This window comes from Nevskia sp. (genome assembly GCF_021732705.1).
Lineage (GTDB): Bacteria > Pseudomonadota > Gammaproteobacteria > Nevskiales > Nevskiaceae > Nevskia.
This window is the reverse complement of sequence record NZ_JAKFUM010000003.1, coordinates 162,300-185,641: the sequence shown is the minus strand read 5'-3', so window position 1 is coordinate 185,641 and position 23,342 is coordinate 162,300. Positions and strand designations below refer to the sequence as shown.

The window sequence follows — 23,342 nt, the reverse complement described above, 5'->3', positions numbered from 1 at the left end:
GCAGTAGTTCCGCAAACCTCAAGCGTCCGTAACCGCCCCCAAACTCGCCGTCGACACCAGCTTCGCGTACTTCGCCAGCAGGCCCTTCGTGTACTTCGGCGCCGGCTGCTTCCACACGGCGCGGCGCTTGGCGATTTCGGCATCGTCGACATTCAGCTGCAGCAGCTGCTGGTGGGCGTCGATGGTGATCGAGTCGCCTTCATGGACGAGGCCGATCAGGCCGCCGACGTAGGCTTCCGGGGCCACGTGGCCGACGACCATGCCCCAGGTGCCGCCGCTGAAACGGCCATCGGTGATCAGGCCGACGGTTTCGCCGAAGCCCTTGCCGATCAGTGCCGAAGTGGGGGTGAGCATTTCACGCATGCCGGGGCCGCCCTTCGGGCCTTCGTAGCGGATCACCAGCACGTCGCCGTGGTTGATCTGGTCGGCCATGATCGCGGCCATCGCCAGTTCTTCGGAGTCGTATACGCGGGCCGGGCCGGTGATGACCGGGTTCTTGAGGCCGGTGATCTTGGCGACACAGCCTTCCGGGGCGAGGTTGCCCTTCAGGATCGCGAGGTGGCCTTCCTTGTACAGCGCCTTGTCGATCGTGCGGATCACGTCCTGATCGCCGCGCGGGACTGACGGCACATCCTTCAGCACTTCGGCAATGGTCTGGCCGGTGATGGTGATGCAGTCGCCGTGCAAGAGGCCGGCATCGAGCAGGATCTTCATCACCTGCGGAATCCCACCAGCTTTATGAAGATCGGTGGCGACGTACTTGCCGCTCGGCTTCAGGTCGCACAGCACCGGGGTGCGGCGGCGCACGCGCTCGTAGTCGTCGATCGTCCACTCCACCTGCGCGGCATTGGCGATCGCCAGGAAGTGCAGCACGGCGTTAGTGGAGCCACCGGTGGCCATGACCACAGCGATGGCGTTCTCGATGCTCTTGCGGGTGACGATGTCGCGCGGCTTCAGGTCCCGCTTGATCGCGTCGACCAGGGCAGCGGCCGAGCGGGCGACCGAATCGCCCTTTTCCGGGTCCGGGTTGGCTTCGGTGGACGAGTACGGCAGCGACAGGCCGATGGCCTCGATCGCGCTGGACATGGTGTTGGCGGTGTACATGCCGCCGCAGGCGCCGAAGCTCGGGCAGGCGTTCTTTTCGATGCCGTCGAGGTCTTCCTTGCTCATCTTGCCGGCGCCGTAGGCACCGACCGCTTCAAACGCGGAGACGATGGTCAGCGGAATGCCCTTCCACTCGCCCGGCTTGATCGTGCCGCCGTAGCAGAAGATCGCCGGGGCGTTGACGCGCAGCATGCCGATCATCGCGCCCGGCATGTTCTTGTCGCAGCCGCCGATGGCGAGCACGCCGTCCATGCTCTGGCCCTGCACGGAGGTTTCGATGGCATCGGCGATCACTTCGCGCGATACCAGCGAGTACTTCATGCTTTCGGTGCCCATGCCGATGCCGTCGGTAACGGTCGGGAAGCCGAAGATCTGCGGCATCGCGCCGGCCGCCTTCAACGCAGCGTCCGCGCGGGCGGCCAGGCCGCCGATGCCGGCGTTGCAGGGGTTCATCGTCGAGTGGCCACTGGCGACACCGACGATCGGCTTTTCGAAATCCCCATCCTTGAAGCCGACGGCGCGCAGCATCGCGCGGTTCGGGCTGCGGTTCAGGCCGGCGGTGATCGCCTGGCTGCGCTTGTTCAGGGGTTCGGTCATGGCGTTCAATCCAGGTCGCTGCGGGATGCGGAGCGCGGCGAGAATACACCAGCAGTGGTGTATAGTCATGTGTATATTGGCTTGGGATCATCCTCATGCGCACCAACATCGTTCTTGACGAAAAGCTTGTTCGGAAGGCCATGAAGCTTTCGCGGGCGAAGACCAAGCGCGATGTCGTGCATCTGGCCTTGAGTGAATACGTGGCCGCGCGCGAGCGCACGGCGCGGATCATGGAGTTCTTTGGTTCGGACGTGATCGATCCCGACTACGACCACAAGGCCGCTCGCGCTGGCGAGGCCCGCTAGGCAGCATGTACCTCGTCGATACCTCGGTCTGGATAGACGCCCAGCGTCGCCAACCCGGGCCGAAAGGCCTGCTGCTGCGCGAGATGGCGCAGAGCGGCGTCGTACTGGGGTTGGCCCCGGTGATTCTTCAGGAAGTGCTGCAGGGCGTGCGTGACGCCGACAGCTTCGAGCGCACGCGTCATCGTCTGGCGCTGGAGCGCTGCTACGTGCCAGTCGATCCGGTGCAGACCTGCGCCGCGGCTGCCCTGCTCTATGCGCGCTGCCGCTGGCAGGGCTTCACGCCGCGCAGCTCGAACGACTGCATGATCGCGCAGATCGCACTCGACTTTGACTTGACGCTGCTGCATGACGACATCGACTTTGAAACCATCGCCAAGGTCGAGCCGAGACTCCGGTTGATCTGAGCCGCGGCTGCGGAAATGCCGACGCCTGAGGTTTATGCCGCTGGCGCGTGGAAAGATCAGGCTAGTGCGGCAAGGCGGCTGCGCGCGCCTTGCCGAGCAGCACTTCGCGAACGTTGCCGCGGGTCTGGCCGGTCAGCACCAGCAGATAGAGGCTGAGGAACAGGCTGCCGCCGGTCAGCGCCAGCAGGCTCAGGCCGAGGCCCGGACCGCTGAATTGGTGCCGCCACGCGACCCAGATCGCCGACAGCGACAGCATGAACATGAAGTCGAGATTGAACTGGCCGGGCCACGCCAGCTTCGCCATGTCGCCGAAGAAGATCGGGATCAGGCCCCAGCCGTGATCGGCGATCACGAGGCCGGTGTAGCTCACGAGGATGACCAGCACGCCGACCAGAAACACTCGAAACATCGTCACGTTCACGCTCCGATTGCGGCCTGACCCTCAGGCCGATGACGGCACGATACGGGTGACGGATAAGCGCCTCAATTACGTGGTGGGTAATGAGACCTGCGGCAACGGCGAGGACGCTGAGTCCTGCCGCTGCCGATGCATCTTGCGCGAGCGCCTTACTTCTTCGCTGGCGTGCCCGAGACCGTCACGGTGATCTTCTCCGACTGCACGCTCGGGTTGAACGCCTGCTGCTTCCAGTCCGCGTACAGCAACTGGATGGTGTGCGTGCCCGGCGTCAGGCTCAGGTTGGTTTCGGTCTGGCCCTTGTCGAAGTGGAGGATCTTCGGGTTGTCGAGCGGCAGCGCCAAGGTGGCGTCGTAGACCACGTCATCGATCAGCAGATGGAAGTGACCCGTGTCGACGCTCTGCAGGCCGGCTGGCGACACCCCCGCTGCCTTCAGGCCGAACTGCACGAGGAATGGGCTGGTCACCGTGGCGCCGGTCTTCAGGTTGATGAAGTAGGCGGCAGCACCGGCCGGCGCCGGGTTGGCGAGGCCCAGCGTCTGCTCGACCTTCGCACCCGCCTGCTGCTTGGCGGCGTTCTTCAGGTCCGACTTCCAGTCGGCGGCGGCAGAGCCGGTGATCAGCACGGCAGCGGTGGTCAGCACGAGAGCAACGGTACGCATGGTCGGTCCTTGTGAGTCAGGGTATGGGTTTGAGCGGAACAGCCGGCATATTGAAGCGGGTCGAGAATGACGGCGCGCTGAACGGACGGCGCCCGTCTGGGGAATTCGTCAGTCCGCTGGATAGCCGAATTTTGCGATCCACGGCTGCAGGATCGGTAGCACCGGGGCCAGCTGCTGGGCATACGCACGCCACTGGCCGCTGCCGGCGGCACGCTGCTTCGACGGCGCGGCGACATCCCGCAATGCCGGCGTCCATTCAAGGCCGAGGAAGCGGCACAGCGACTGGCTGGCGGTGTCGACATCATCGATCAGATCCTCATAGCGCTGGATCTGCACCGTGAGGCCGAGCAGGTCGAGATAGCGCTCGGTCAGCGCCATGACCTGCGCATAGAACTTCGCGGTGGATTCCAGCGCGAGGAATTCCCAGGTGGTCGGGTTGATGCCGAATGGGTGGCGGAAGCAGCTCAGCACGACATCGCGCGGGTCACGTCGCACGAGGAGGATGCGGGCGTCCGGGAACAGCTTGTCGATGATCGGCAGCGCGAGGAGATTGATCGGCAGCTTGTCGAGAAAGACCTCGCCGGTCAGCGTCGGCACCTTGGCCTGCACGCGCTGCCAGTAGGCGTCGCGCTCGGCGGCAAGCTGATCGTCGGTCAGGCGCGCGAGGCGGGTCAGACCGTCATCGCTGGAGAGGTATTCGTGGGCGGGCTCGGCCAGCGTTTCCCAGCCGTCCAGCAGGGTCACGGCGGGATGGCTGCCGAGCACTTGCGCAACCAGCGTCGCGCCGGAACGCGGGAAGCCGACCACGAAGCTGTGCCGCGCAACCGGGGATGCCACCGGCGGCGGTGGCGGAATGGCCCGCTGCCAGCGGGCGCGCTGCGCTTCGCTGAAGGCGCCGGCCAGCCGCTGCACGAGGTCCGCCCCCGGCTCGAGGCGACCGGGCCCGAAGCGAACGCCGTGCATCATTCGCAGTTGGACGTTGGCGAGCAACCAGGCATCGAACGCGGCCGCCGGCTGTTGCTGCTGATGCAGGCTGTCGCCGAGCAGTCCCTGCAGGGTCGCCTGTGTCGACGGCGGCATGCGGGCGCTGGACCCCAGCCGCTTGCGGATGCGCGCTTCGGCGTCCGCGCCCTTGCGCTCGGCCAGATCGGCCGTGGCCAGTGCCACCACGGCGGTGGCATCGCGCGATTCCAGCGCCAGCGCGGCATTGGCCAGGGAGCGCGCCTTGTCGATCTCGCCGCGACGCGCCGCGAGCACGGCGGCATTGGCGTGCGCGGCGATGTGCGTCGGCGCGTGGCGCACGGCCTGCTCGTAGGCGGCAACGGCAGCATCCGCGTCGTTCTGGTTTTCCAGCGCCCAGCCCAGCGCGAAATGGGCATCGGCATAGTCCGGCTCCAGCGCCAGCGCGTCGTGCAGGATCGCCTTGGCGGCATCGAGCTGGCCGACGCGGGCGAGGCACAGCCCGAGCGCGCCGAGTGTCGGCGCATGCGCCGGCTCCATCTGACGGGCGATGTCGAAGGCCTGCACGGCCTCGATCAGCCGGCCCTCGCCTTCCGCCCGGATGCCGCGCAGCCGGTACGGCAGCGGGTGCTCCAGCCCATCCGCCAGCGCGGCCTCGGCAGCGGCGAACGCCGCACCGAGATCGCCCTGCTGCACGGAGGCCGAAATGCTGGCAACGGTCTGCTCGTCTTTCACCACGTCTCGCACGGCGGTCCACTCATCGGGGCGGTCAGGCCGCCGATGATAGCGAAGCCGCCGGCGAGCGCCGGATCACCGGTTGCAGGCCCGGCGCTGCGGCCGTCCATGGCGCAGCGCCCGGTGAGGTGCCCGCTCAGCCCTTGGGCTGCGGCACCACGCGCAGGTACGGCTTGACCGTCTTCCAGCCATCCGGAAAGAGCTTGGCGGCGTCCTCGTTCTTCAGCGCCGGCACGATGATCACGTCTTCGCCGTGCTTCCAGTTCACCGGGGTCGCGACCTTGTGCCGGTCGGTCAGCTGCAGGCTGTCGATCACCCGCAGGATCTCGTCGAAGTTGCGGCCGGTCGACGCCGGGTAGGTCAGGATCAGCCGGACCTTCTTGTTCGGATCGATCACGAACACGCTGCGCACCGTGAAGGTGTCGGAGGCGTTCGGATGGATCATGTCGTACAGGTCCGAGACCTTCTTGTCGGCATCGGCGATCAGCGGGAAGTTCAGGGCCGCGCCCTGCGTTTCCTCGATGTCCTTGCTCCAGCCGTGATGGTCTTCGAGCTTGTCGACCGACAGCCCGATCGCCTTGACGTTGCGCTTGTCGAACTCCGGCTTCAGCTTCGCGGTGTAGCCGAGTTCGGTGGTGCAGACCGGCGTGTAGTTCTTCGGGTGGCTGAACAGCACGCCCCACGAGCTGCCGAGCCATTCGTGGAAGTGGATGCTGCCTTCGGTGGTGACGGCGGTGAAATCCGGGGCGATGTCGCCGAGTCGCAGGGTCATGGTCGTCTCTCCTGTTCAGGGCCGCTTGTTGCGGCCGCTTGTCGGGGTTGCGGGTGGGGCCGCCTTGGGCGGGAACGGACCCACATCATGCGCTCGCCGCGCGAACGATCAAGCGCCGGCCATAGCCGCTTTATTTCTGAGCTTGGACGATTTCCGGTCGAACCGTAGCGACAGCCCCAGCGCCGCCATGCCGAGACCGGCGGTCAGGCCCCACCACAGTCCGTCCGGACCGTGGCCGAGGTGGAACGCCAGCCACCACGCGACCGGCATGCCGATGCCCCAGTACGAGAGGAGCGTCAGCAGCATCGGAATCCGCGTGTCCTTGATGCCGCGCAGCGCGCCATTGGCCGTGGCCTGCAGACCGTCGAACAGCTGGAACGCGGCAGCCAGCCACAGGAAGCCGCTGGCCTGCGCGGCGATCGTCGCATCCTGCGTGTAGAAGCCGATGATCACGCCGGTGAAGATCACCATGATCGCCGCGTTCGAGGCCGAATTGAGCCCGCCGAGCAGCGACCCGACGATGCCGCGAAAGCGCGCGGCGGCGAAATCGCCGGCCCCGGCGGCCTGCCCGACGCGCACCGTCGTCGCCATGCCGACGCCGAGCGGAATCATGAACGCCAGCGACGCGAAGTTGATCGCCACCTGATACGCGGCCACCACCGCCTCGCCGAAGCGCGCCATCAGCAGCGCGGTCAGCACGAACAGGCCGCCTTCGGCCGAGACGATCGCCGCGATCGGCAGGCCGAGCTTCAGGATGTCGCGCCCGCCCTCGTTGCCGGACGGCTGGGCCGCGCCGGCCGCGAGAAAGCCGCGCAGTTCCGGCACCCGGCGGTATTGCCAGGCGAGCACGCCGGTCATCAGCGCCGTGGCGAGAGTCGAGGCGAGCCCTAGGCCGTTGATGCCGAGCGCCGGCAGGCCGAAATGCCCGAACACGAATAGCCAGCCGAACAGCGCGTTGGCGCCGAGGCCGGTCAGCCCGGCAATGACGATCGGCCGCACCTGCCCGAGGCCTTCGGCGGCGAAGCGCAGCGCGAACCACAGCGAGGTCATCAGGCCGGCGCCGGAGAACCAGCGCAGGAAACGGATCGCGTCGTCGGTGGTCGCGTCGGACAAGTCCAGCGCCCGCAGCATCGACGGACCGACCAGATTCAGCAGCACCGTCCAGCTGATGCCCACACCCAGCGCGAAACGCCGCGAGCGATGCAGGAAGCTGCCGATCTCGGCGGCCGGCCGCTGCGCGCCGTAGAGCTGGGCCGTGATCGGCGAGCAGGCCATCAGCAGGCCCATGAAGAAGATCAGGAACAGGTTGTAGATGTTGACCGCGACCGCGACCGCCGCCAGCGCCTGCGGACCGACCTGCCCGGCATAGATGGTATCGACCGTGCCCATGCCGACGGCGGCGATCTGGGCCGCGATCAGCGGCAGCGCCAGACGCAGGTTGGCCGCGGCTTCGGCACGAACGGCGGGTGTGAACAGGCGAAACATGGGGGACATCCGAAAAGACTTGAGGTGATCCCTCGCACCGCGCGAACCCGCGGCGAGCGGGCGACTGGCGGCTGCGAGGCTGGGCGGGCCGCAGACTTCGGGCCGGTACCATCGGGGCCGCACATTGTGCGCTTCGGAAGATGACGCTTCCACCGTCCGTCCGGGCAGGTCGGCCGTCCGCGGCGGTGCGCGCGCCCGGTCGCGGTCCGGTCAAGACAGGGTCGCGGGCGCGGTGCATCATGATCACGTCCCCGCTTTCGCCCATCCCTCTTGGATCTGCCCGAAACCCAGTTCGCCGCGCTCGGCGACGACCGCGTGGCCTACCAGCTGCTTGGCCCGACATCGGCCTCCGATGCCCGCGCGCCGCGCGATCTGGTCTTCACCACCGGCGTCTGGAGCCACCTCGACATCTTTGCCGAGGAGCCTGCCGTCGAGCGCCTGCTCGGCCGCATGGCCGGCTTCTGCCGCGTGATCCGCTTCGATCGCCGCGGCTGCGGCCTGTCCGATGCCCGGCCGCTCGACGGCGGCACGATGGTCGATCACTGGATCGAGGATCTGCTCGCCGTGCTCGATGCCGCCGGGTCGGCCAAGCCGATCCTGCTCGGCTCGATCGACGCCGGCCCGCTGCTGCTGGAGTTCGTCCATCGCCATCCGGACCGCGTGTCCGGCCTGATCTTCGTGTTCACCAGCGCCTGCTTCCTGCAGCGCCCGGACTATCCGCAGGGTCATCCGCCGGAAGTCGGCGAAGCGATGGTGCAGATGGTCGCGCAGGGCTGGGGCCGCACCGAGTTCGCCGCCGCGTGGGACCCGAGCCAGGCCGACAATCCCGCCGCGCTGCGCTGGTACGCGAAACTGCAGCGCGCCATGGCCAGCCCGCGCGCCGTGATCGAGAACCTGCAGATCTCGGCCGTGCTCGATGCCCGCCACCTGCTGCCGACGATCACCGTGCCGACGCTGGTCTTTGGCCGCGCCGGCCAGCAGCTGTTCCCGGCGCGCCAGAGCCGTTACATCGCCGACCACATCGATGGCGCCCGCTATCTCGAAGTGCCCGGTGCCGACGCCGACATGATCTGGGAAGGGGTCGACGAGATCCTCGCGAAGATCGAGGAATTCGTCACCGGCCGGCGGCCCGATCACGCGCCGGAACGGGCGCTGGCGACGCTGCTGTTCACCGACATCGTCGACTCCACGCAATGGCTGGCCAAGCTCGGCGACGCCGTCTGGCGCGAGCGGCTCGATGCCCACGACCGCCTGGTGCGCGAGACCATCGATCGTCATCACGGCCGTCTGGTCGACGAGGCCGGCGACGGCACGCTGGCGATGTTCGCGTCGCCGCGGCATGCCATCGACTGCGCGCTGGACCTGCACCCGGCGCTGGAAACGCTGAAGCTCGAGATCCGCACCGGGCTGCACATCGGCGAAGTCGAACTGCGCGAGGAAGGCCGCATCGGCGGCATGGCCGTGCACATCGGCGCCCGCGTGCTCGGCCATGCCGAGGCCGGCGAAGTGCTGGTGTCACGCACCGTGCGCGACGTGCTGATCGGCGCCCGCTACGACTTCACCGAGCGCGGCGTGCACACCTTGAAGGGCGTGCCGAGCAAGTGGCCGCTGTACGCGGTGGAACCGCCGGAAAGCGACGACGGCGAAGCGCCCGGCCTGCGCGAACGGCTGCGCGGCCTGCGCAAGCGCCGGCGCGGCGCCGACGGCGGCGATCACGACTGATCGCCACGCCTCCCGGCCTGCGCGCCGCGATTAATGTGTATCTGACCCCCATTATTCAGCTGCGGGTGGCGAGCATCGACGGCCGCTGGGCGAATGCCGCGTCGAACGCGGCGAGCCGAGGCGCCTGACGGCGCCATTCGAGCCGGGCGAAGCGCAGATCCAGATAGCCGAGCATGCAGCCGATGGCGATGACATCGACCCGCGGACCGATGCTCGCCGCATCACGCAGCGCGCTGGTCAGCGCGTCGACTTCGGCCTCGCACTGGGCGATGCCGCGCAGCACTTTCGCTTCCTGCTGCGCCTGCCATGCCGGCCAGCGGAACTCGGCGGGTCGCAGCGCTTCCTCGTAGCGCGCCAGCAGCGCGGCATCGAGAATGCCGTCGGCCAGTGCCTCACGGCGCAGCAGGCCCCAGCGATCGGACGGGGCGCCTGCGGCCTGCGGCGCGAGACTCAGCAGGTACTGGACGATCACGCGGCTGTCGTACAGCGTGCTGCCGTCGTCGAGTTCGAGTGTCGGCAGCTTCGCCAGCGGATTGCGGCCGGCGATGTCGGCATTGACCTCGACCGGCGACACGGTGGTCGCGATCGCCTCGATGCGGTCGTGCAGGCCGAGCTCGTGCGCCAGAACCCGCACCTTGCGCGCATACGGCGAGGCGGCGGAATAGAACAGTTTCATCGGGATTGCTCCAGGTTTCGGAACGTCGTGACCGGCCGGCGCTGCGCCGACGCCGCGGGCGCGTCTCAGATCAGCGCGAGGTTGTCGTCGGCCAACTGCTGGTCCTGCGCGCGGCGCTCGTGGGCGCGGCGCAGGTTGCGGGCAAAGGCCGGGAAATCGAGCCCGTGACGCAGCGCCAGCTTCTTCGCTTCGCGCCCGATCGCGGCCCAGTCCGGCGTCGACGACCACTGGTTGAACGCGAAGATCACCTGGTTGCCGTCCGGCACCACGCGCTGGATCAGCAGGTGGTCGTCGAAGACGTCGGCGATGGTCTGCTTGTACTGGCGCAGCGTTTCCGGCGTGACCAGAATGTTCGCGGCCAGCAGGCCGTCCGGCCGCAGCCGTGCGCGGATGTTGCGGTAGAACTGCGGATCGCCGAAGCCGCTGGCGATGCCGCCGTCGGTGTAGCCATCGAGCATCACCAGATCGACGCGCTCGCGGTCGTCGCGGGCAAACCAGTCGCAGGCATCGGCATGGACGATCTGCAGCCGCGGATCGTCGACCGGCACCTCGAACGCCGGTGCCAGCGCGATGACGCGGGCATCGATCTCGATCGTCGTGACCCGGGTCTTCGGCAGCTGCCGATGGCAGAACTTGGTCAGCGAGCCGCCACCGAGGCCGACGATGACGATGTGCTTCGGCTTCGGCACGAACAGCAGCGCCGCCATCATCTTCTGCGTGTACGCCAGATTCAGCGCGTACGGGTCATCCACCAGCATCTCGCTCTGGATGTAGTCCGGCCCGAAGTACAGGCGGCGGCTGACGCCGTCATCGGTCACCGACGGCTCGCGAATGCCGATGCGCGCGGTCTCGTGATCCTCGACCGGCACGACCACGCGCGGCGACATGCTCAACCCGAGGCCGACAGCAGCCGCGCGTTGCCGCCGACCGCCGCCGTGTTGATGGTCAAGGTCCGTTCGGTGACGAAGCGCAGCAGGTAGTGCGGACCGCCGGCCTTGGGCCCGGTGCCGGACAGGCCTTCGCCACCGAACGGCTGCACGCCGACCACGGCGCCGGTCATGCTGCGGTTGATGTAGACATTGCCGACCCGCGCCCGCGACTGGATGCGCCGCCAGGTGCTTTCGATGCGGCTGTGAATGCCCAGGGTCAGGCCGTACCCCGAGGCATTGATGGCATCGACCACGGCGTCGATCCGGCGCGACGAGAAGCGCGCGACATGCAGGATCGGCCCGAAGTGCTCCTCGCTCAAGGCTTCGACACCGCTGATCTCGACCGCCATCGGCGCCACAAAACTGCCGTGGGCACAGGCTTCCGGCAGACTCAGACGCTCGATCAGACGGCCGCCGGCGATCATCGCATCGGCATGGGCTTCGAGCTTCATGCGCGCGGCGTCGTCGATCACCGGACCGACATCGGTCGCGAGCTGCGCCGGGTTGCCGATACGCATTTCCCGCATCGCGCCCTTGAGCATCTCCAGCGTCTTGTCGGCGATGTCGTCCTGCAGATACAGCACGCGCAGCGCCGAGCAGCGTTGCCCGGCCGAGTAGAACGCCGAGGCCAGCGCGTCCTTCACCACCTGCTCCGGCAGCGACGACGAATCCGCGATCATCACGTTCTGGCCGCCGGTTTCGGCGATCAGGGTCGCGATCGCGCCCGGACGCGCCGCCAGCGTGCGATTGATCGCCCGCGCCGTGGCGCTCGACCCGGTGAACGCCACCCCCGCCACTTCCGGTGCGGCAACCAGCGCCGCCCCGAGCGCGCCATCGCCGAGCAGGCACTGGAACACGTAGCTCGGCACGCCGGCCTCGCGCAGCAGCTGCGCCATCGCGATCGCGATCAGCGGCGTCTGTTCGGCCGGCTTGGCGATCACCGGATTGCCGGCGACCAGTGCCGCGGCAATCTGGCCGGTGAAGATCGCCAGCGGGAAATTCCACGGGCTGATGCAGACAAAGACGCCACGGCCATGCAGCTGCAGCTCGTTGTACTCGCCGGTCGGCCCCGGCAGCGGCTCGGCATGGGCCAGCACGCGACGCGCGGCGGCGGCGTAATAGCGCAGGAAATCGACCGCTTCGCGCACTTCGGCCAGCGCATCCGGCAGCGACTTGCCGGCTTCGGCGACCAGCAGGCGGGTGAATGCCGGACGCGCCGCTTCGAGGCGATCGGCCGCGCGCTCGAGCATCGCCGCACGGCTTTCGACCGGCGTCTCGTTCCAGCGCTCGAACGAGCCGACGGCGGCGGCGACGACATCCGGCACCCGCGCCGGATCAAACGCCAGCCATTCGCCGACCCGTTCGCGGCGATCGGCCGGATTGCTCAGCGCCAGCACCGGGCCGGTGGTCGCGAAGCCGTCATAGCACAGCGATGCGGCGCGCGGCAGCGGCTCGGCGGCGCGCAGATCGCGCGAGAACGCGGCGGCGACGGTCTCGTCGGCCAGATTCAGGCCGGCGGAATTGCGCCGCGTCGCACCGAACAGCTCGGCCGGCAGCGGCAGACCCGGGTTCGGCTTGACCGCCAGCGCCCGGACCGTGGCGACCGGATCGGCCACCAGCTGCTCCGGCGGCATGTTCTCGTCGAAGATGCGGTTGACGAACGAGGTGTTCGCGCCGTTCTCCAGCAGCCGGCGCACGAGATACGGCAGCAGATCGGCATGGCTGCCGACCGGCGCGTAGACGCGGCACGGAATCGCGCAGTCCTCGCGCACCACGTCGTACAGCGCTTCGCCCATGCCGTGCAGGCGCTGGAACTCGTAGCCCAGATCGTTGCCAGCGTAGGTGCGCACCGCGGCCACGGTGTGGGCGTTGTGCGTGGCGAGCTGCGGATAGAAGACATCGCGCGCGGCCAGCAAGCGTCGGGCGCAGGCGAGGAATGCGACATCGGTATTGGCCTTGCGCGTGAACACCGGATAGCCCGGCAGGCCGGCTTCCTGCGCGCGCTTGATCTCGGTATCCCAGTACGCGCCCTTGACCAGCCGCACCGGCACACGACGGCCGACCTCGCGCGCCACGCTTTCCAGCCATTCGATCACGGCGATCGCGCGCTTCTGGAAGCCCTGCACGGCAAGGCCGAAGCCTTCCCAGCCGGCCAGCGACGGATCGCGGTAGACGATCTCGAACAGGTCGAGCCCGAGCGCCTGGCGATCGGCCTCCTCGGCATCGATGCACAGGCCGATGCTCGCCGCCTTCGCGGCCTGCGCCAGCGTCAGCAGGCGCGGCGCCAGTTCGGCGATCACGCGGCTGCGCTTGGCGTATTCGTAGCGCGGATGCAGCGCCGACAGCTTGACCGAGATGCTCGGCCGCGATTCGACCCCGCCGGTGTTGCCGCGCACCGCCGACGACGCGCCGATCGCCGCGATCGCTGCGGCATACGCGGCGAGATAGCGCTCGGCATCGTGCGCGGTCAGCGCGGCTTCGCCGAGCATGTCGTAGGAATGGCGATAGGCGCGCTGATCCTTGCCCTGCGCGGCATCCAGCGCTTCGGCAATAGTGCGGCCCATGACGAACTGGCTGCCCATCATCCGCATCGCCGAGCGGATGGCGAGGCGCACCACCGGCTCGGTCGAGCGGTTGACCAGACGCGACCACGCGGCCTTGAACGAGCCGGCGGTATCGGCCGGCGCGCGGACGATGCGGCCGGTCAGCATCAGGCCCCAGGTGCTGGCGTTGACGAACAGCGACTCGCTGTTGCCGAGATGCGTTTCCCAGTCGGCATCGGCGAGCTTGTCGGCGATGAGCTTCTCGGCCGTCTCGTCATCCGGAATGCGCAGCAGCGCTTCGGCGAGGCACATCAGCAGCACGCCTTCGTCGCTCGACAGATCGTATTCGCGCATGAACGCGTCGAGTGCGCTTTGCGTGTCCTTCAGCTTGCGCACGCGGCGCACCCAGTCCGCCGCCGTGGTCACCGCCTGCGCGGCGCGCTCCGGCGGCAGTTCGGCAATCGCCAGCAGGCGGTTGACGATGGCGGTTTCATCCGCGAGGTAGAGCTCGGCAATCGCGGCCCGCAGCGCACTGCGCGCCGGCGGCGGAGCATCGAAAACGAACGGAGTCAGGATTTCGGGCGCGTTCATGGGGCGGACTCGGGCTGCGCGGAACAGGTGGCCGCAGGATTGGCGCGGCATTCGATGCCGGCATTATGCTGCCGCGCCTGTCTCGAATGCCTGCCCAAACGCGCACCCTGCCTTGTCTGAATCCGCCGCCCCGACCGTCAGCGATGCCGCGCTGCTGGTGCTGATCACCTGCCCGCCCGCCGATGCCGAGGCGCTGGCGACGGCGCTGGTCGAGGCGCGCGTGGCCGCCTGCGTCAACCTGCTGCCGGGCCTGCGCTCGGTGTACCGCTGGCAGGGCGCGGTCGAATCGGCCGGCGAGACCTTGCTGATCGCCAAGACCACCGCCGACCGCTACGACGCGTTGCAGGCCGAGGTGCTGGCGCGCCATCCGTACGAACTTCCGGAAGTGCTGGCGGTCTCTGTTGCCCGCGGTCTGCCGCCGTATCTGCGCTGGCTGGCGGATTCCGTGCACTGACGCTGCCGAATTTCCCGGATGCCCCGCTTGCCATGAATCGACTTCGCTCGTTGCTGCTGCCGCTGTCCGGACTGGCGCTGGCGCTAATGGCCAGCGCGCCGGCCGCCGCCCTCGACTTCGGCCGCAAGGTCAACGGCGCGGACGACCTGCTGTCGGCCGATCAGGCGTTCAAGCTGGTCTCCGCCATCCGCAGCGCCGATGGCATTCACCTGAATTGGGCGATCGAGCCCGGCTACTATCTGTATCGGCAGCGCTTCCACGTCGAGCCGGTCGTCGTCGGGGAAGGCGCCGGCGCAGCCGCCCTGGCCGCACTGAAGCTGCCGAAGGGCGAGTCGAAGCACGACGAACACTTCGGCGATGTCGAGATCTACAAGACCCAGGTCGAAGCCGTGCTGCCGCTCGCCCGCGGTGCCGCAGCGCCCACGCAGCTGAAGGTGCGCTGGCAGGGCTGTGCCGAGGCCGGTGTCTGTTATCCGCCGGTGACTCGCGTCGTCGATGTCATCGCCGCCCCGTGAATTCCCCCGTTTGAGAGCCGCATGTCCACGAAGAACACTCTGCTGATCGCGGCCGCCTGCGCCGTGGCCGTCGCTGCCGGTGCCGGCATCTACCTGCTGCGCCCGGGTGCCGGTGCGGGTGGTGGCGCCGGCGACAGCCCGGTGATCGGCGCCCAGCCGGCAGCCCCGAACGAAGCGGTGCCGGCCGGCATCCAGCTGACCGATCTCGACGGCAAGGCGTACACGCTCGACGACTTCAAGGGCAAGCTGGTCATCGTCAACTTCTGGGCCACCTGGTGCACGCCGTGCCTGCACGAGATTCCGGTGCTGAGCGCGATGCAGACCCGTTACGGCGCGAAAGGCTTCCAGCTGGTGGGTCCGGCGGTCGATGACCTCGAGGAAGTGAAGCGCGCCGCGCCCGGCCTCAAGTTCACCTACCCGGTCGCCGTCGGCGAGCCGGAAGACATGCTCGATCTGATGTCCAAGCTCGGCAACGATCAGGGCGGCCTGCCGTTTTCGGTCGTGATCGGCCCGGACGGCAAGGTGCTGGAGCGCCAGCTCGGCGAATACTCGGAAGTGGAACTGGTGGCGCTGATCGAGAAGCACCTGCCGAAGTAGGACGGTACGGCGCCGACCGGTCGCTCTCGGGCACCGCCGAAGGGCGTCCACAGCACCCGGCCGGCGCTCACCGTTTGGCCCGATCTGTCTCGATCCCGAACGGAACGGATGTTAACTTCGTTCAAGTTGACGACTACCCGCCGCTGTCATTTGTATGGCGCGATCCGATCGTGCAGAATCCGGCGACCTGTCTTGACGAGCGCGTCGTGTGAGTCGACTGCTGCTGCTGAACGGCCCCAACCTGAACCTGCTCGGCACCCGCGAGCCGGCGATCTATGGGTCGGCCAGCCTCGCCGACATCGAGCACCGGCTCATCGAACAGGCGGCAGCGCTGGGCCATGAACTGGCCTGCTTCCAGAGCAACCACGAAGGCGCGTTGATCGATCGCATCCACGCCGCGCGCAGCGACGGCACCGCGTTCATCATCGCCAACCTCGGCGCCTATACCCATACCTCGATTGCGCTGCGCGACGCCGTGCTCGGCGTGGCGATTCCGCTGATCGAGGTGCATCTGTCGAACGTGCACGCGCGCGACGGATTCCGTCATCACTCGTATTTTTCCGATATCGCCGTCGGCGTCATCGTGGGTCTCGGCCCGGCTGGTTACGACTACGCGCTGCAGGCCGTGCACGCGCGGCTGACCCTGTCACCCAAACAACCTTGAAAATGGGGAGCAAGTTTTCCATGGATCTACGCAAGATCAAGACGCTGATCGACCTCGTCGAGGAATCCGGCATCGCTGAACTGGAAGTCAAGGAAGGCGAGGAATCGGTTCGCATCTCGCGTTATCCCACCGGCGGCATGATGCAGCCGGCACCGCAGTTCTACGCGGCACCGCAGGCCCCGCTGGCGCCGCCGCAGCCATCCGGCCCGCGCGCCGAGCTGCCGCCGGCCGCCGCGCCGGCACCGGCACCGGTCGCCGCCGAACCGAAAGCGGCCGAAACCCGCCACGTGATCAAGGCGCCGATGGTCGGCACGTTCTATCGCACGCCGTCGCCGGGCGCGAAGCCGTTCGTCGAAGTCGGCCAGACGGTCAAGGCCGGCCAGACGCTGTGCATCATCGAAGCGATGAAGATGCTGAACCAGATCGAGTCGGACAAGTCCGGCGTGGTCGTCGAGGTGCTGGTGGACAACGAGAAGCCGGTCGAATTCGACCAGCCGATGTTCATCATCGAGTGAAGGCCTGAACGTCCTGTTCAAGACCGGGAGCGGGGACATCCTGTCCAAGACCGGGCCGTCCTTGGCCCGGACTGTTCAATAGAAGAACCTCCATGTTCAATAAAATCCTGATCGCCAACCGAGGCGAAATTGCGCTGCGCATCCTGCGCGCCTGCCGCGAGCTCGGCATCAAGACGGTCGCCGTGCATTCCACGGCCGACCGCGACCTGAAGCATGTCCGGCTGGCCGACGAGACCGTCTGCATCGGTCCGGCCGCGGCCACCAGCAGCTACCTGAACATGGCGGCGATCATCTCCGCCGCCGAAGTGACGCAGGCCGACGCGATCCACCCGGGCTACGGCTTCCTCAGCGAGAACGCCGACTTCGCCGAAAGCGTCGAGAAGTCCGGCTTCGTGTTCATCGGCCCGCGTTCGGAAACGATCCGCCTGATGGGCGGCAAGACCACTGCCAAGGCCGAGATGATCGCCGCCGGCGTGCCCTGCGTGCCCGGCTCCGACGGCATCCTGCCGGACGACGAGGCCGAGTGCCTGGCGATCGCCGACAAGGTCGGCTACCCGGTGCTGATCAAGGCGGCGTTCGGTGGCGGCGGTCGCGGCATGCACGTGGTGCGCAAGCCGGACGATCTGATCGGCTCGATCAAGATCGCCCGTCAGGAAGCGCTGCAGGCGTTCAAGGACGGCTCGGTGTTCCTCGAGAAGTATCTCGAAGTGCCGCGTCACATCGAGATTCAGGTGCTGGCCGACGAGCACGGCAACGCCGTATTCCTGGGCGAGCGCGACTGCTCGATGCAGCGCCGCAACCAGAAGGTCATCGAGGAAGCGACCGCACCCGGCATCACGCCGGCGCAGCGGGCGGAGATCGGCAAGCTGTGCACCGATGCCTGCAAGCGCATCGGCTACCGCGGCGCCGGCACGATGGAGTTCCTGTACGAGAACGGCCGCTTCTACTTCATCGAGATGAACACCCGCATCCAGGTCGAGCATCCGGTGACCGAGCTGATCACCGGCGTCGATCTGATCGTGCAGCAGATCAAGGTCGCGGCCGGCGAGCCGCTGCCGTTCAAGCAGGAAGACATCCGCATCAGCGGCCACGCGATCGAGTGCCGCATCAACGCCGAGGATCCGTTCAAGTTCACCCCGAGCCCGGGCGAGGTCAAGAAGTGGCACGTGCCCGGCGGCCCCGGCGTGCGCATGGACAGCCACGTCTACGCCGGCTACCGCGTGCCGCCGAACTACGACTCGATGATCGGCAAGCTGATCGTCCACGGCCCGACCCGCGAAAGCGCGATCGCGCGCATGCGCACGGCACTCGACGAGATGATCGTCGAAGGCATTTCGACCAACATCCCGCTGCAGCAGATGATCCTGAACGATCCGGTGTTCTGCGCCGGCACGCATCACATCCACTACCTCGCGTCGATGCTCGACAAGGCGGCGGGCGGCACCGGCGACGCGCATTGAGCCGCGTCCGCTGATGTCGACCTGGATCGAGCTGGCCGTCGCGAGTCATCACCCGGAATTCGCCGAAGAGATCCTGCTCGGCTGCGGCGCGGTATCGGTGACGATGCTCGACGCCGCCGACGTGCCGGTGCTGGAACCGCTGCCGGGCGAAACGCCGCTGTGGCCGGCCACGATCACCAAGGGGCTGTTCGCGGCCGGCACCGATCTCGATACCGTGCGCGCCGCGCTGGCCGAGCAATTGCCCGATGGCGACTCGGCAACCACCGAGGTGCTGACGGTCGAGGATCGCGACTGGGTGCGCGCCTGGCTCGACCATGCCGAAGCGATGCAGTTCGGCGAGCGCCTGTGGATCTGCCCGACCGGCTGCGAAGTCTCCGCGCCGGACGCCGTGATCGTGCACCTGGATCCGGGCCTCGCCTTCGGCACCGGCACCCATCCGTCGACCGCGATGTGCCTCGACTGGCTGTCGCTGAACGACATCGCCGGCAAGACCGTGCTCGATTACGGCTGCGGCTCCGGCGTGCTGGCGATTGCCGCGCTGAAGCTCGGTGCGCGCCATGCCAAGGCCATCGACATCGACCCGCAGGCGATCACGGCCACGCTCGACAACGCCGGCAGCAATGCCGTGTCCGATCGCCTCGTTGCGGAGACTGTGGACAAGCCTGTGGATGAAGCTGTGGACATCGTGTTGGCGAATATCCTCGCGCGACCGTTGATCGACTTGGCGCCGATGCTCGCAGGCGCGACCAAGCTCGGCGGACGGGTGGTGCTCGCCGGCCTGCTCGAACGGCAGGCCGAGGAAGTCCGGGCCGCGTATTCGCCTTGGTTTGACTTCGAGGAAGACGGTCGCCGCGACGGCTGGAACCGCATCGCCGGCACCCGCGTGCGCTGAGTCCGCGGCGCGGTTGGCGGGCGCTCGACGTGCGCTGCGACACCATTGGATGCGCTGCCGGGACTACCGAGGCGAAAAGGCAGCCGGTATCATCCGCGTCCCCTTTGTGAACGAACGATGACATCGTTCGTCGGCCGAGCGCCATGTCCTTCAAAAATACTCCCGCCGCCGAGCAGGTCGTGTCCGAAGCCGCTTCCGACCCGGTGATCGCACTCGCGCAGCCGGCGCCGAAGCCGCTGTGTCACTCGGTGGCCGAGTGCATGGACGAATACTTCAAGACGCTGAACGGCCACGCGCCGAAAACGCTGAATCTGTACGACACTGTGCTCGAACAGGTGGAACCGCCGCTGCTGCGCGCGACCCTCGATTACTGCGAAGGCAACCAGTCGCGCGCCGCCGAGCTGTTGGGCCTGAACCGCGCCACGCTGCGCAAGAAGCTCATGCAGTACAACATCAGCGCGCGCTGACGCCGGCCGCGCCGATTTTCCCCGCGGCCTCCGCGGCCGCTTCGCTCTCGAAGGTTCTTCCGCAATGCTGCTGATTCCGCGCCGTGCCCTGCTGTCCGTCTCCGACAAGTCCGGCATCGTCGAACTGGCGCAAGCCCTTGCAGCGCGCGGCATCGAACTGCTATCGACCGGCGGCACCTTCAAGCTGCTGCGCGACAAGGGCGTGACCGTGACCGAAGTCTCGGCCCACACCGGCTTCCCGGAAATGATGGACGGCCGGGTCAAGACCCTGCACCCGAAGATCCACGGCGGCTTGCTCGGCCGGCGCGGGCTCGATGATGCGGTGATGGCCGAGCATGGCATCGCGCCGATCGACATCCTGGTGCTGAACCTCTACCCGTTCGAAGCGACCGTCGCCAAGCCCGACCACACGTTCGACGAGGCGATCGAGAACATCGACATCGGCGGCCCGGCGATGCTGCGCTCGGCAGCGAAGAACCACGCCGATGTCGCCGTCGTCACGCAGGCCGCGCAGTACGCCGAGCTGCTGGCCGAACTCGATCGCGAAGGCGGCATCACCCGCGCCACCCGCTTCAAGCTGGCGGTGACCGCATTCAATGGCGTGGCCGCGTACGACGCAGCGATCAGCAGCTATCTGTCGGCAATCCAGCCGGACGGCAGCCGCTCGGAGTTTCCGGCGCAGTCGAACGGCTGCTTCGAGAAGGTGATGGACCTGCGCTACGGCGAGAACCCGCATCAGCAGGCCGCGTTCTACCGCGACCTGCGGCCGGCGCCGGGCACGCTCGCGACGTTCCGCCAGCTGCAGGGCAAGGAGCTGTCGTACAACAACATCGCCGATGCCGATGCCGCGTGGGAATGCGTGCGCAGCTTCGTCAAGCCGGCCTGCGTCATCGTCAAGCACGCGAATCCCTGCGGCGTCGCGGTCAGCCTCGACGGCATCGCCCAGGCCTACGCGCTGGCGTACCAGACCGACCCGACCTCGGCCTTCGGCGGCATCATCGCGTTCAACCGCGTGGTCGATGGCGCGACCGCGGCGAGCATCGTCGGCCGCCAGTTCGTCGAAGTGCTGCTGGCCTACGGCTACACGCCGGATGCGCTCGAGGTGCTGAAGGCCAAGACCAATGTCCGCGTGCTCGAGATTCCGGAAGGCAGCGGCCGCAACACGCACGACACCAAGCGCGTCGGCTCCGGCCTGCTGATCCAGACCGCCGACCACCGCATGATCACCGAGGCCGAGCTGAAGGTCGTGACGAAGCGCGCGCCGACGGAAGCCGAGATGCATGACCTGATCTTCGCGTGGAAGGTCGCCAAGTTCGTGAAGTCCAACGCCATCGTCTACGCGAAGAATCGCCAGACCATCGGCGTCGGCGCCGGCCAGATGAGCCGGGTGTACTCGGCGAAAATCGCCGGCATCAAGGCGGCCGACGAGCAGCTCGTGGTCGAAGGCTCGGTGATGGCCAGCGACGCCTTCTTCCCGTTCCGCGACGGCATCGATGCTGCCGCCAAGGCCGGCATCGTCGCGGTGATCCAGCCGGGCGGCTCGATGCGCGACAGCGAGGTCATTGCCGCCGCCGACGACGCCGGCATGGCGATGGTGTTCACCGGCGTGCGCCACTTCCGGCACTAAAGGCCGGCGGCCGCCGTCAGCGCGGCCGGTTCAGCATCCCGAACGGGATGTGCACGCACGGCAGATCGGCAGCGGCCGGTGTCAGGTGGTGCTGCTGATCGTCGAAGAAGATATGCGGCTTCAGCACCGACAGCACCGCGCGCTTCTCAATGCCGCCGAGGAAAAAGGCTTCGTTCACGGTCACGCCCCAGTCGCGCATCGTCGTGATCACGCGCTCGTGTGACGGCGCATCGCGCGCGGTGACGATCGAGACCCGCAGCTTGCGCAGGTAGTCGCGATCGGCGAGCGCCTGCTGTTCCTCCAGCGCCTGGATCTGGCGCAGCTTGCGCAGGAACGGCGCCAGCGGCCCGGGGTTCACCGGCGTGGCGGCGTGGCGCCGCTCATGGTCGTGGAAGCTGGCGAGGCCATCGCGCTGGAACACGGCTTCCGACTGGTCGTCGGCCAGCACACCGTCGAAATCGAACGCGATCCGCAGTTCGTCGTCATCGGCCGCGTCGACGAAGCTCGACTGCAGCACCTGCCCGGCGGCGTGGCCGGCCGCGTTGGCATCGCGCACGTCGGCCTCGTCGGCCGACAGGAACAGGCTGATGCGCAGCGGCTCGATGTAGCGATGCGGCGAACGCCCCTGCAGGAACACGGCGCGGCTGATCGCGAGGCCATGTGCGGCGATCGAATCCATCACCCGCAGGCCGGTGTCCGGATCGTTCTTCGACAGCAGGATCACTTCGACCAGCGGATCGCCCGGCCGCAACGCGTTGAGCGACAGCAGACGCTTGATGAACGGGAACGCGACCCCGGGCTTCAGGATGTCGGCGCGGTGATCCAGCTGATGCTGGCGATAGACCGCCTCGCCCGCCTCGCGGAACACGCGGTCGGATTCGCTCAGCTCGAACAGCGCGCTGGACGCAAGCCCGATGACGAGACGGGATGACAGGTCGTAGGGCATCGGCAGGCGAGCGGCGGTCGGGCACCGCCGCGATCGTAGCCGATCAGCCCCGCCCGACGGCCTTACTTGCGCTCGACGCGGATGTCGCCGCTGAAGCTCGACAGCTCGATCTGCGCGCCATGACCATCGCCCCACACGTACTGACGCTTCTTGCCGCCGTGATTCTCGACGGTCTTGGCACCCTCGCAGTGGGCATCGCCGCTGAAGCTCTTCAGCAGCGCGGTGCCGGTCTGGGCCTGCGGCACGATCATCGTGATCTCGCCGGACAAGGTCTGGCCGCTGACCTTCGCATCCTCGGTCAGGCCGACATCGAGATTCATGTCGCCGCTGATCGACTTCAGCCGGATTTCCGAGAACCGCCCGCCGCGCTGCAGATCGACGCTGCCCGATACCGTTTCCAGCGACAGCGCGCCGCTCATGCCTTCCAGCCGCACGTCGCCGCTGATGCTGTTGACGCGCGTGCTGCGCGCCGACGGGGCCTTCAGCTTCAGGTCGCCGCTGACGGTCTGCACCGCCACTTCGCTGGAGGCGAGGCTCAGCGCGATGTCGCCGCTGACGGTGTTGACCTTGACCGGGCCCTTGGTGCCGCTGACCACGACATCGGCGCTGACCGTTTCAAGCTCGACCCGGGCGTTCATCGGCACGCGCAGTTCCAGCACGGTGTCGCTGCCGCTGCGGCTGCCGCGCGGCAGGCGCACCAGCACGTTCAACTCGTTGCTGTCGCCGGCGATTTCCAGCCGGTCCTGCGCGGTGCCCAGGCGGCCGCCGATGCTGACCTCGTTCCGGTCCCAGACCGCGACCTGCACGATGCCGGAAACGTTGTTGACGCTGACCCGGCCGTTCGACTTCAGCGGACGGGTCTCGTTGATCTCCGGGCCACTGGCGTCGCCACCATGATTCAGCGCGAAGCGGCTGATGGTGACATCGGCGTCGCCCATGGCCGACTGCATCGCTTCCTCGATGCCTTCGACATCGATCATCGTGGTCAGCTCGGACAGCCGTTCCAGTTCGCGCAGCGACGACAGCGATTCGAGGCTGCGCAGGCTGTCCATCAGATGGCCGAATTCGTGCGGACCCAGCCCGGCCAGTTCCGACGCCAGCGGCCCGATCGGTGCCGGCGGTGCCACGGGCGCAATCGGCGCAATCGGCGCCAGCGGTGCCCGGGCGGCCGGCGGCGCGGGGCGCTCGCTGACATCGGCCGACGCGGCAAACACGGCGGTGCCGAGGAACAGCGCCGGCAGGCTGCGGCGCAACCAGGGCGCGCGGAGGGATTCAAGGTTCATGGCGTTCAGGACTCCGGATGCA

Annotated in this window: 23 protein-coding genes; 12 read left to right on the top strand and 11 right to left on the bottom strand. The window is 67.8% G+C overall.

The genetic code is table 11. From position 1 onward, the window contains the following. Window positions 1-18 precede the first annotated feature (18 nt). Window positions 19-1,701 (bottom strand): dihydroxy-acid dehydratase, encoded by a 1,683-nt coding sequence (ilvD, locus tag QZ951_RS03150; RefSeq protein WP_292998467.1) that lies wholly within the window; start codon window positions 1,699-1,701, stop codon window positions 19-21. 95 nt (window positions 1,702-1,796) lie between these two features. Here ilvD and QZ951_RS03145 point away from each other — a divergent pair, with 95 nt between their 5' ends. Together QZ951_RS03145 and QZ951_RS03140 are read left to right on the top strand one after the other, a co-directional pair. After that, on the top strand, window positions 1,797-2,006 hold the full coding sequence (locus QZ951_RS03145) for a type II toxin-antitoxin system VapB family antitoxin (RefSeq protein ID WP_292998465.1): 210 nt from the start codon (window positions 1,797-1,799) through the stop codon (window positions 2,004-2,006). A 5-nt stretch (window positions 2,007-2,011) separates the two neighbouring features. Then, window positions 2,012-2,410, top strand: coding sequence for a PIN domain-containing protein (locus tag QZ951_RS03140; RefSeq protein ID WP_292998463.1), 399 nt, complete (start codon window positions 2,012-2,014; stop codon window positions 2,408-2,410). A gap of 61 nt (window positions 2,411-2,471) precedes the next feature. Here the strand turns inward: QZ951_RS03140 and QZ951_RS03135 are convergent, their stop codons facing one another. From QZ951_RS03135 to QZ951_RS03115, 5 genes are all read right to left on the bottom strand, one after another. Next, window positions 2,472-2,819 (bottom strand): hypothetical protein, encoded by a 348-nt coding sequence (locus QZ951_RS03135; protein ID WP_366943790.1) that lies wholly within the window; start codon window positions 2,817-2,819, stop codon window positions 2,472-2,474. 158 nt (window positions 2,820-2,977) lie between these two features. Further along, a complete protein-coding gene (locus QZ951_RS03130) occupies window positions 2,978-3,487 on the bottom strand; it encodes a DUF4399 domain-containing protein (RefSeq protein WP_292998459.1) in 510 nt (169 codons plus the stop codon). 108 nt (window positions 3,488-3,595) lie between these two features. Further along, window positions 3,596-5,194, bottom strand: coding sequence for a tetratricopeptide repeat-containing sulfotransferase family protein (locus tag QZ951_RS03125; protein ID WP_292998457.1), 1,599 nt, complete (start codon window positions 5,192-5,194; stop codon window positions 3,596-3,598). Window positions 5,195-5,318: 124 nt separating this feature from the next. Beyond that, window positions 5,319-5,954, bottom strand: coding sequence for a peroxiredoxin (locus QZ951_RS03120; RefSeq protein ID WP_292998455.1), 636 nt, complete (start codon window positions 5,952-5,954; stop codon window positions 5,319-5,321). A 108-nt stretch (window positions 5,955-6,062) separates the two neighbouring features. After that, window positions 6,063-7,439: an MATE family efflux transporter gene (locus QZ951_RS03115; protein ID WP_292998453.1), complete on the bottom strand. Its 1,377-nt coding sequence runs from the start codon at window positions 7,437-7,439 to the stop codon at window positions 6,063-6,065. A gap of 270 nt (window positions 7,440-7,709) precedes the next feature. Here QZ951_RS03115 and QZ951_RS03110 point away from each other — a divergent pair, with 270 nt between their 5' ends. Then, the gene (locus QZ951_RS03110) at window positions 7,710-9,161 is read left to right on the top strand and encodes an adenylate/guanylate cyclase domain-containing protein (protein WP_292998451.1); all 1,452 of its coding nucleotides are present in this window, start codon (window positions 7,710-7,712) and stop codon (window positions 9,159-9,161) included. 55 nt (window positions 9,162-9,216) lie between these two features. Here QZ951_RS03110 and QZ951_RS03105 read toward each other — a convergent pair whose 3' ends face one another. The 3 genes from QZ951_RS03105 to putA form a co-directional block, all read right to left on the bottom strand. Beyond that, window positions 9,217-9,837 carry a glutathione S-transferase gene (locus QZ951_RS03105; RefSeq protein ID WP_292998449.1) on the bottom strand — a complete coding sequence of 207 codons (621 nt, stop codon included), beginning with the start codon at window positions 9,835-9,837 and terminating at the stop codon, window positions 9,217-9,219. Between the two features lie 65 nt (window positions 9,838-9,902). Then, on the bottom strand, window positions 9,903-10,724 hold the full coding sequence (locus QZ951_RS03100) for a fused MFS/spermidine synthase (protein WP_292998447.1): 822 nt from the start codon (window positions 10,722-10,724) through the stop codon (window positions 9,903-9,905). A gap of 2 nt (window positions 10,725-10,726) precedes the next feature. Continuing rightward, the gene (gene putA, locus QZ951_RS03095) at window positions 10,727-13,900 is read right to left on the bottom strand and encodes a bifunctional proline dehydrogenase/L-glutamate gamma-semialdehyde dehydrogenase PutA (protein ID WP_292998445.1); all 3,174 of its coding nucleotides are present in this window, start codon (window positions 13,898-13,900) and stop codon (window positions 10,727-10,729) included. A gap of 112 nt (window positions 13,901-14,012) precedes the next feature. Here putA and cutA point away from each other — a divergent pair, with 112 nt between their 5' ends. From cutA to purH, 9 genes are all read left to right on the top strand, one after another. Further along, a complete protein-coding gene (cutA, locus tag QZ951_RS03090) occupies window positions 14,013-14,354 on the top strand; it encodes a divalent-cation tolerance protein CutA (protein WP_292998443.1) in 342 nt (113 codons plus the stop codon). Window positions 14,355-14,386: 32 nt separating this feature from the next. Beyond that, the gene (locus tag QZ951_RS03085) at window positions 14,387-14,869 is read left to right on the top strand and encodes a protein-disulfide reductase DsbD domain-containing protein (RefSeq protein ID WP_292998441.1); all 483 of its coding nucleotides are present in this window, start codon (window positions 14,387-14,389) and stop codon (window positions 14,867-14,869) included. A 21-nt stretch (window positions 14,870-14,890) separates the two neighbouring features. Further along, window positions 14,891-15,466 (top strand): TlpA disulfide reductase family protein, encoded by a 576-nt coding sequence (locus tag QZ951_RS03080; RefSeq protein ID WP_292998439.1) that lies wholly within the window; start codon window positions 14,891-14,893, stop codon window positions 15,464-15,466. 208 nt (window positions 15,467-15,674) lie between these two features. Next, a complete protein-coding gene (gene aroQ / locus QZ951_RS03075) occupies window positions 15,675-16,130 on the top strand; it encodes a type II 3-dehydroquinate dehydratase (protein ID WP_292998437.1) in 456 nt (151 codons plus the stop codon). Window positions 16,131-16,150: 20 nt separating this feature from the next. Next, complete coding sequence (gene accB / locus QZ951_RS03070; protein ID WP_292998435.1) at window positions 16,151-16,645, top strand: acetyl-CoA carboxylase biotin carboxyl carrier protein; 495 nt, start codon at window positions 16,151-16,153, stop codon at window positions 16,643-16,645. 92 nt (window positions 16,646-16,737) lie between these two features. Next, window positions 16,738-18,105: an acetyl-CoA carboxylase biotin carboxylase subunit gene (gene accC / locus QZ951_RS03065; RefSeq protein WP_292998433.1), complete on the top strand. Its 1,368-nt coding sequence runs from the start codon at window positions 16,738-16,740 to the stop codon at window positions 18,103-18,105. Between the two features lie 13 nt (window positions 18,106-18,118). Continuing rightward, window positions 18,119-18,997, top strand: a complete 879-nt coding sequence (gene prmA / locus QZ951_RS03060) for a 50S ribosomal protein L11 methyltransferase (RefSeq protein WP_292998431.1) — start codon at window positions 18,119-18,121, stop codon at window positions 18,995-18,997. Window positions 18,998-19,140: 143 nt separating this feature from the next. Beyond that, window positions 19,141-19,464, top strand: a complete 324-nt coding sequence (locus QZ951_RS03055; RefSeq protein ID WP_292998429.1) for a helix-turn-helix domain-containing protein — start codon at window positions 19,141-19,143, stop codon at window positions 19,462-19,464. A 64-nt stretch (window positions 19,465-19,528) separates the two neighbouring features. Next, window positions 19,529-21,091, top strand: coding sequence for a bifunctional phosphoribosylaminoimidazolecarboxamide formyltransferase/IMP cyclohydrolase (gene purH, locus QZ951_RS03050; protein ID WP_292998427.1), 1,563 nt, complete (start codon window positions 19,529-19,531; stop codon window positions 21,089-21,091). 16 nt (window positions 21,092-21,107) lie between these two features. Here purH and QZ951_RS03045 read toward each other — a convergent pair whose 3' ends face one another. Both QZ951_RS03045 and QZ951_RS03040 read right to left on the bottom strand, forming a co-directional pair. Next, complete coding sequence (locus QZ951_RS03045; RefSeq protein WP_292998425.1) at window positions 21,108-22,037, bottom strand: 5'-nucleotidase; 930 nt, start codon at window positions 22,035-22,037, stop codon at window positions 21,108-21,110. A gap of 62 nt (window positions 22,038-22,099) precedes the next feature. Continuing rightward, complete coding sequence (locus tag QZ951_RS03040) at window positions 22,100-23,320, bottom strand: DUF4097 family beta strand repeat-containing protein (RefSeq protein ID WP_292998423.1); 1,221 nt, start codon at window positions 23,318-23,320, stop codon at window positions 22,100-22,102. Between the last annotated feature and the right edge of the window lie 22 nt (window positions 23,321-23,342).

Excerpts from the sequence above, each read along its gene's own strand:
- QZ951_RS03145 (WP_292998465.1), top strand. The coding sequence starts at position 1,797 with ATGCGCACCAACATCGTTCTTGACGAAAAGCTTGTTCGGAAGGCCATG.
- purH (WP_292998427.1), top strand. The coding sequence starts at position 19,529 with ATGCTGCTGATTCCGCGCCGTGCCCTGCTGTCCGTCTCCGACAAGTCC.
- QZ951_RS03045 (WP_292998425.1), bottom strand. The coding sequence starts at position 22,037 with ATGCCCTACGACCTGTCATCCCGTCTCGTCATCGGGCTTGCGTCCAGC.
- ilvD (WP_292998467.1), bottom strand. The coding sequence starts at position 1,701 with ATGACCGAACCCCTGAACAAGCGCAGCCAGGCGATCACCGCCGGCCTG.
- QZ951_RS03105 (WP_292998449.1), bottom strand. The coding sequence starts at position 9,837 with ATGAAACTGTTCTATTCCGCCGCCTCGCCGTATGCGCGCAAGGTGCGG.
- QZ951_RS03100 (WP_292998447.1), bottom strand. The coding sequence starts at position 10,724 with ATGTCGCCGCGCGTGGTCGTGCCGGTCGAGGATCACGAGACCGCGCGC.
- QZ951_RS03055 (WP_292998429.1), top strand. The coding sequence starts at position 19,141 with ATGTCCTTCAAAAATACTCCCGCCGCCGAGCAGGTCGTGTCCGAAGCC.
- QZ951_RS03120 (WP_292998455.1), bottom strand. The coding sequence starts at position 5,954 with ATGACCCTGCGACTCGGCGACATCGCCCCGGATTTCACCGCCGTCACC.
- prmA (WP_292998431.1), top strand. The coding sequence starts at position 18,119 with ATGTCGACCTGGATCGAGCTGGCCGTCGCGAGTCATCACCCGGAATTC.
- accC (WP_292998433.1), top strand. The coding sequence starts at position 16,738 with ATGTTCAATAAAATCCTGATCGCCAACCGAGGCGAAATTGCGCTGCGC.
- QZ951_RS03140 (WP_292998463.1), top strand. The coding sequence starts at position 2,012 with ATGTACCTCGTCGATACCTCGGTCTGGATAGACGCCCAGCGTCGCCAA.
- putA (WP_292998445.1), bottom strand. The coding sequence starts at position 13,900 with ATGAACGCGCCCGAAATCCTGACTCCGTTCGTTTTCGATGCTCCGCCG.
- QZ951_RS03040 (WP_292998423.1), bottom strand. The coding sequence starts at position 23,320 with ATGAACCTTGAATCCCTCCGCGCGCCCTGGTTGCGCCGCAGCCTGCCG.
- QZ951_RS03130 (WP_292998459.1), bottom strand. The coding sequence starts at position 3,487 with ATGCGTACCGTTGCTCTCGTGCTGACCACCGCTGCCGTGCTGATCACC.
- QZ951_RS03080 (WP_292998439.1), top strand. The coding sequence starts at position 14,891 with ATGTCCACGAAGAACACTCTGCTGATCGCGGCCGCCTGCGCCGTGGCC.
- QZ951_RS03085 (WP_292998441.1), top strand. The coding sequence starts at position 14,387 with ATGAATCGACTTCGCTCGTTGCTGCTGCCGCTGTCCGGACTGGCGCTG.
- QZ951_RS03115 (WP_292998453.1), bottom strand. The coding sequence starts at position 7,439 with ATGTTTCGCCTGTTCACACCCGCCGTTCGTGCCGAAGCCGCGGCCAAC.
- accB (WP_292998435.1), top strand. The coding sequence starts at position 16,151 with ATGGATCTACGCAAGATCAAGACGCTGATCGACCTCGTCGAGGAATCC.
- QZ951_RS03135 (WP_366943790.1), bottom strand. The coding sequence starts at position 2,819 with ATGTTTCGAGTGTTTCTGGTCGGCGTGCTGGTCATCCTCGTGAGCTAC.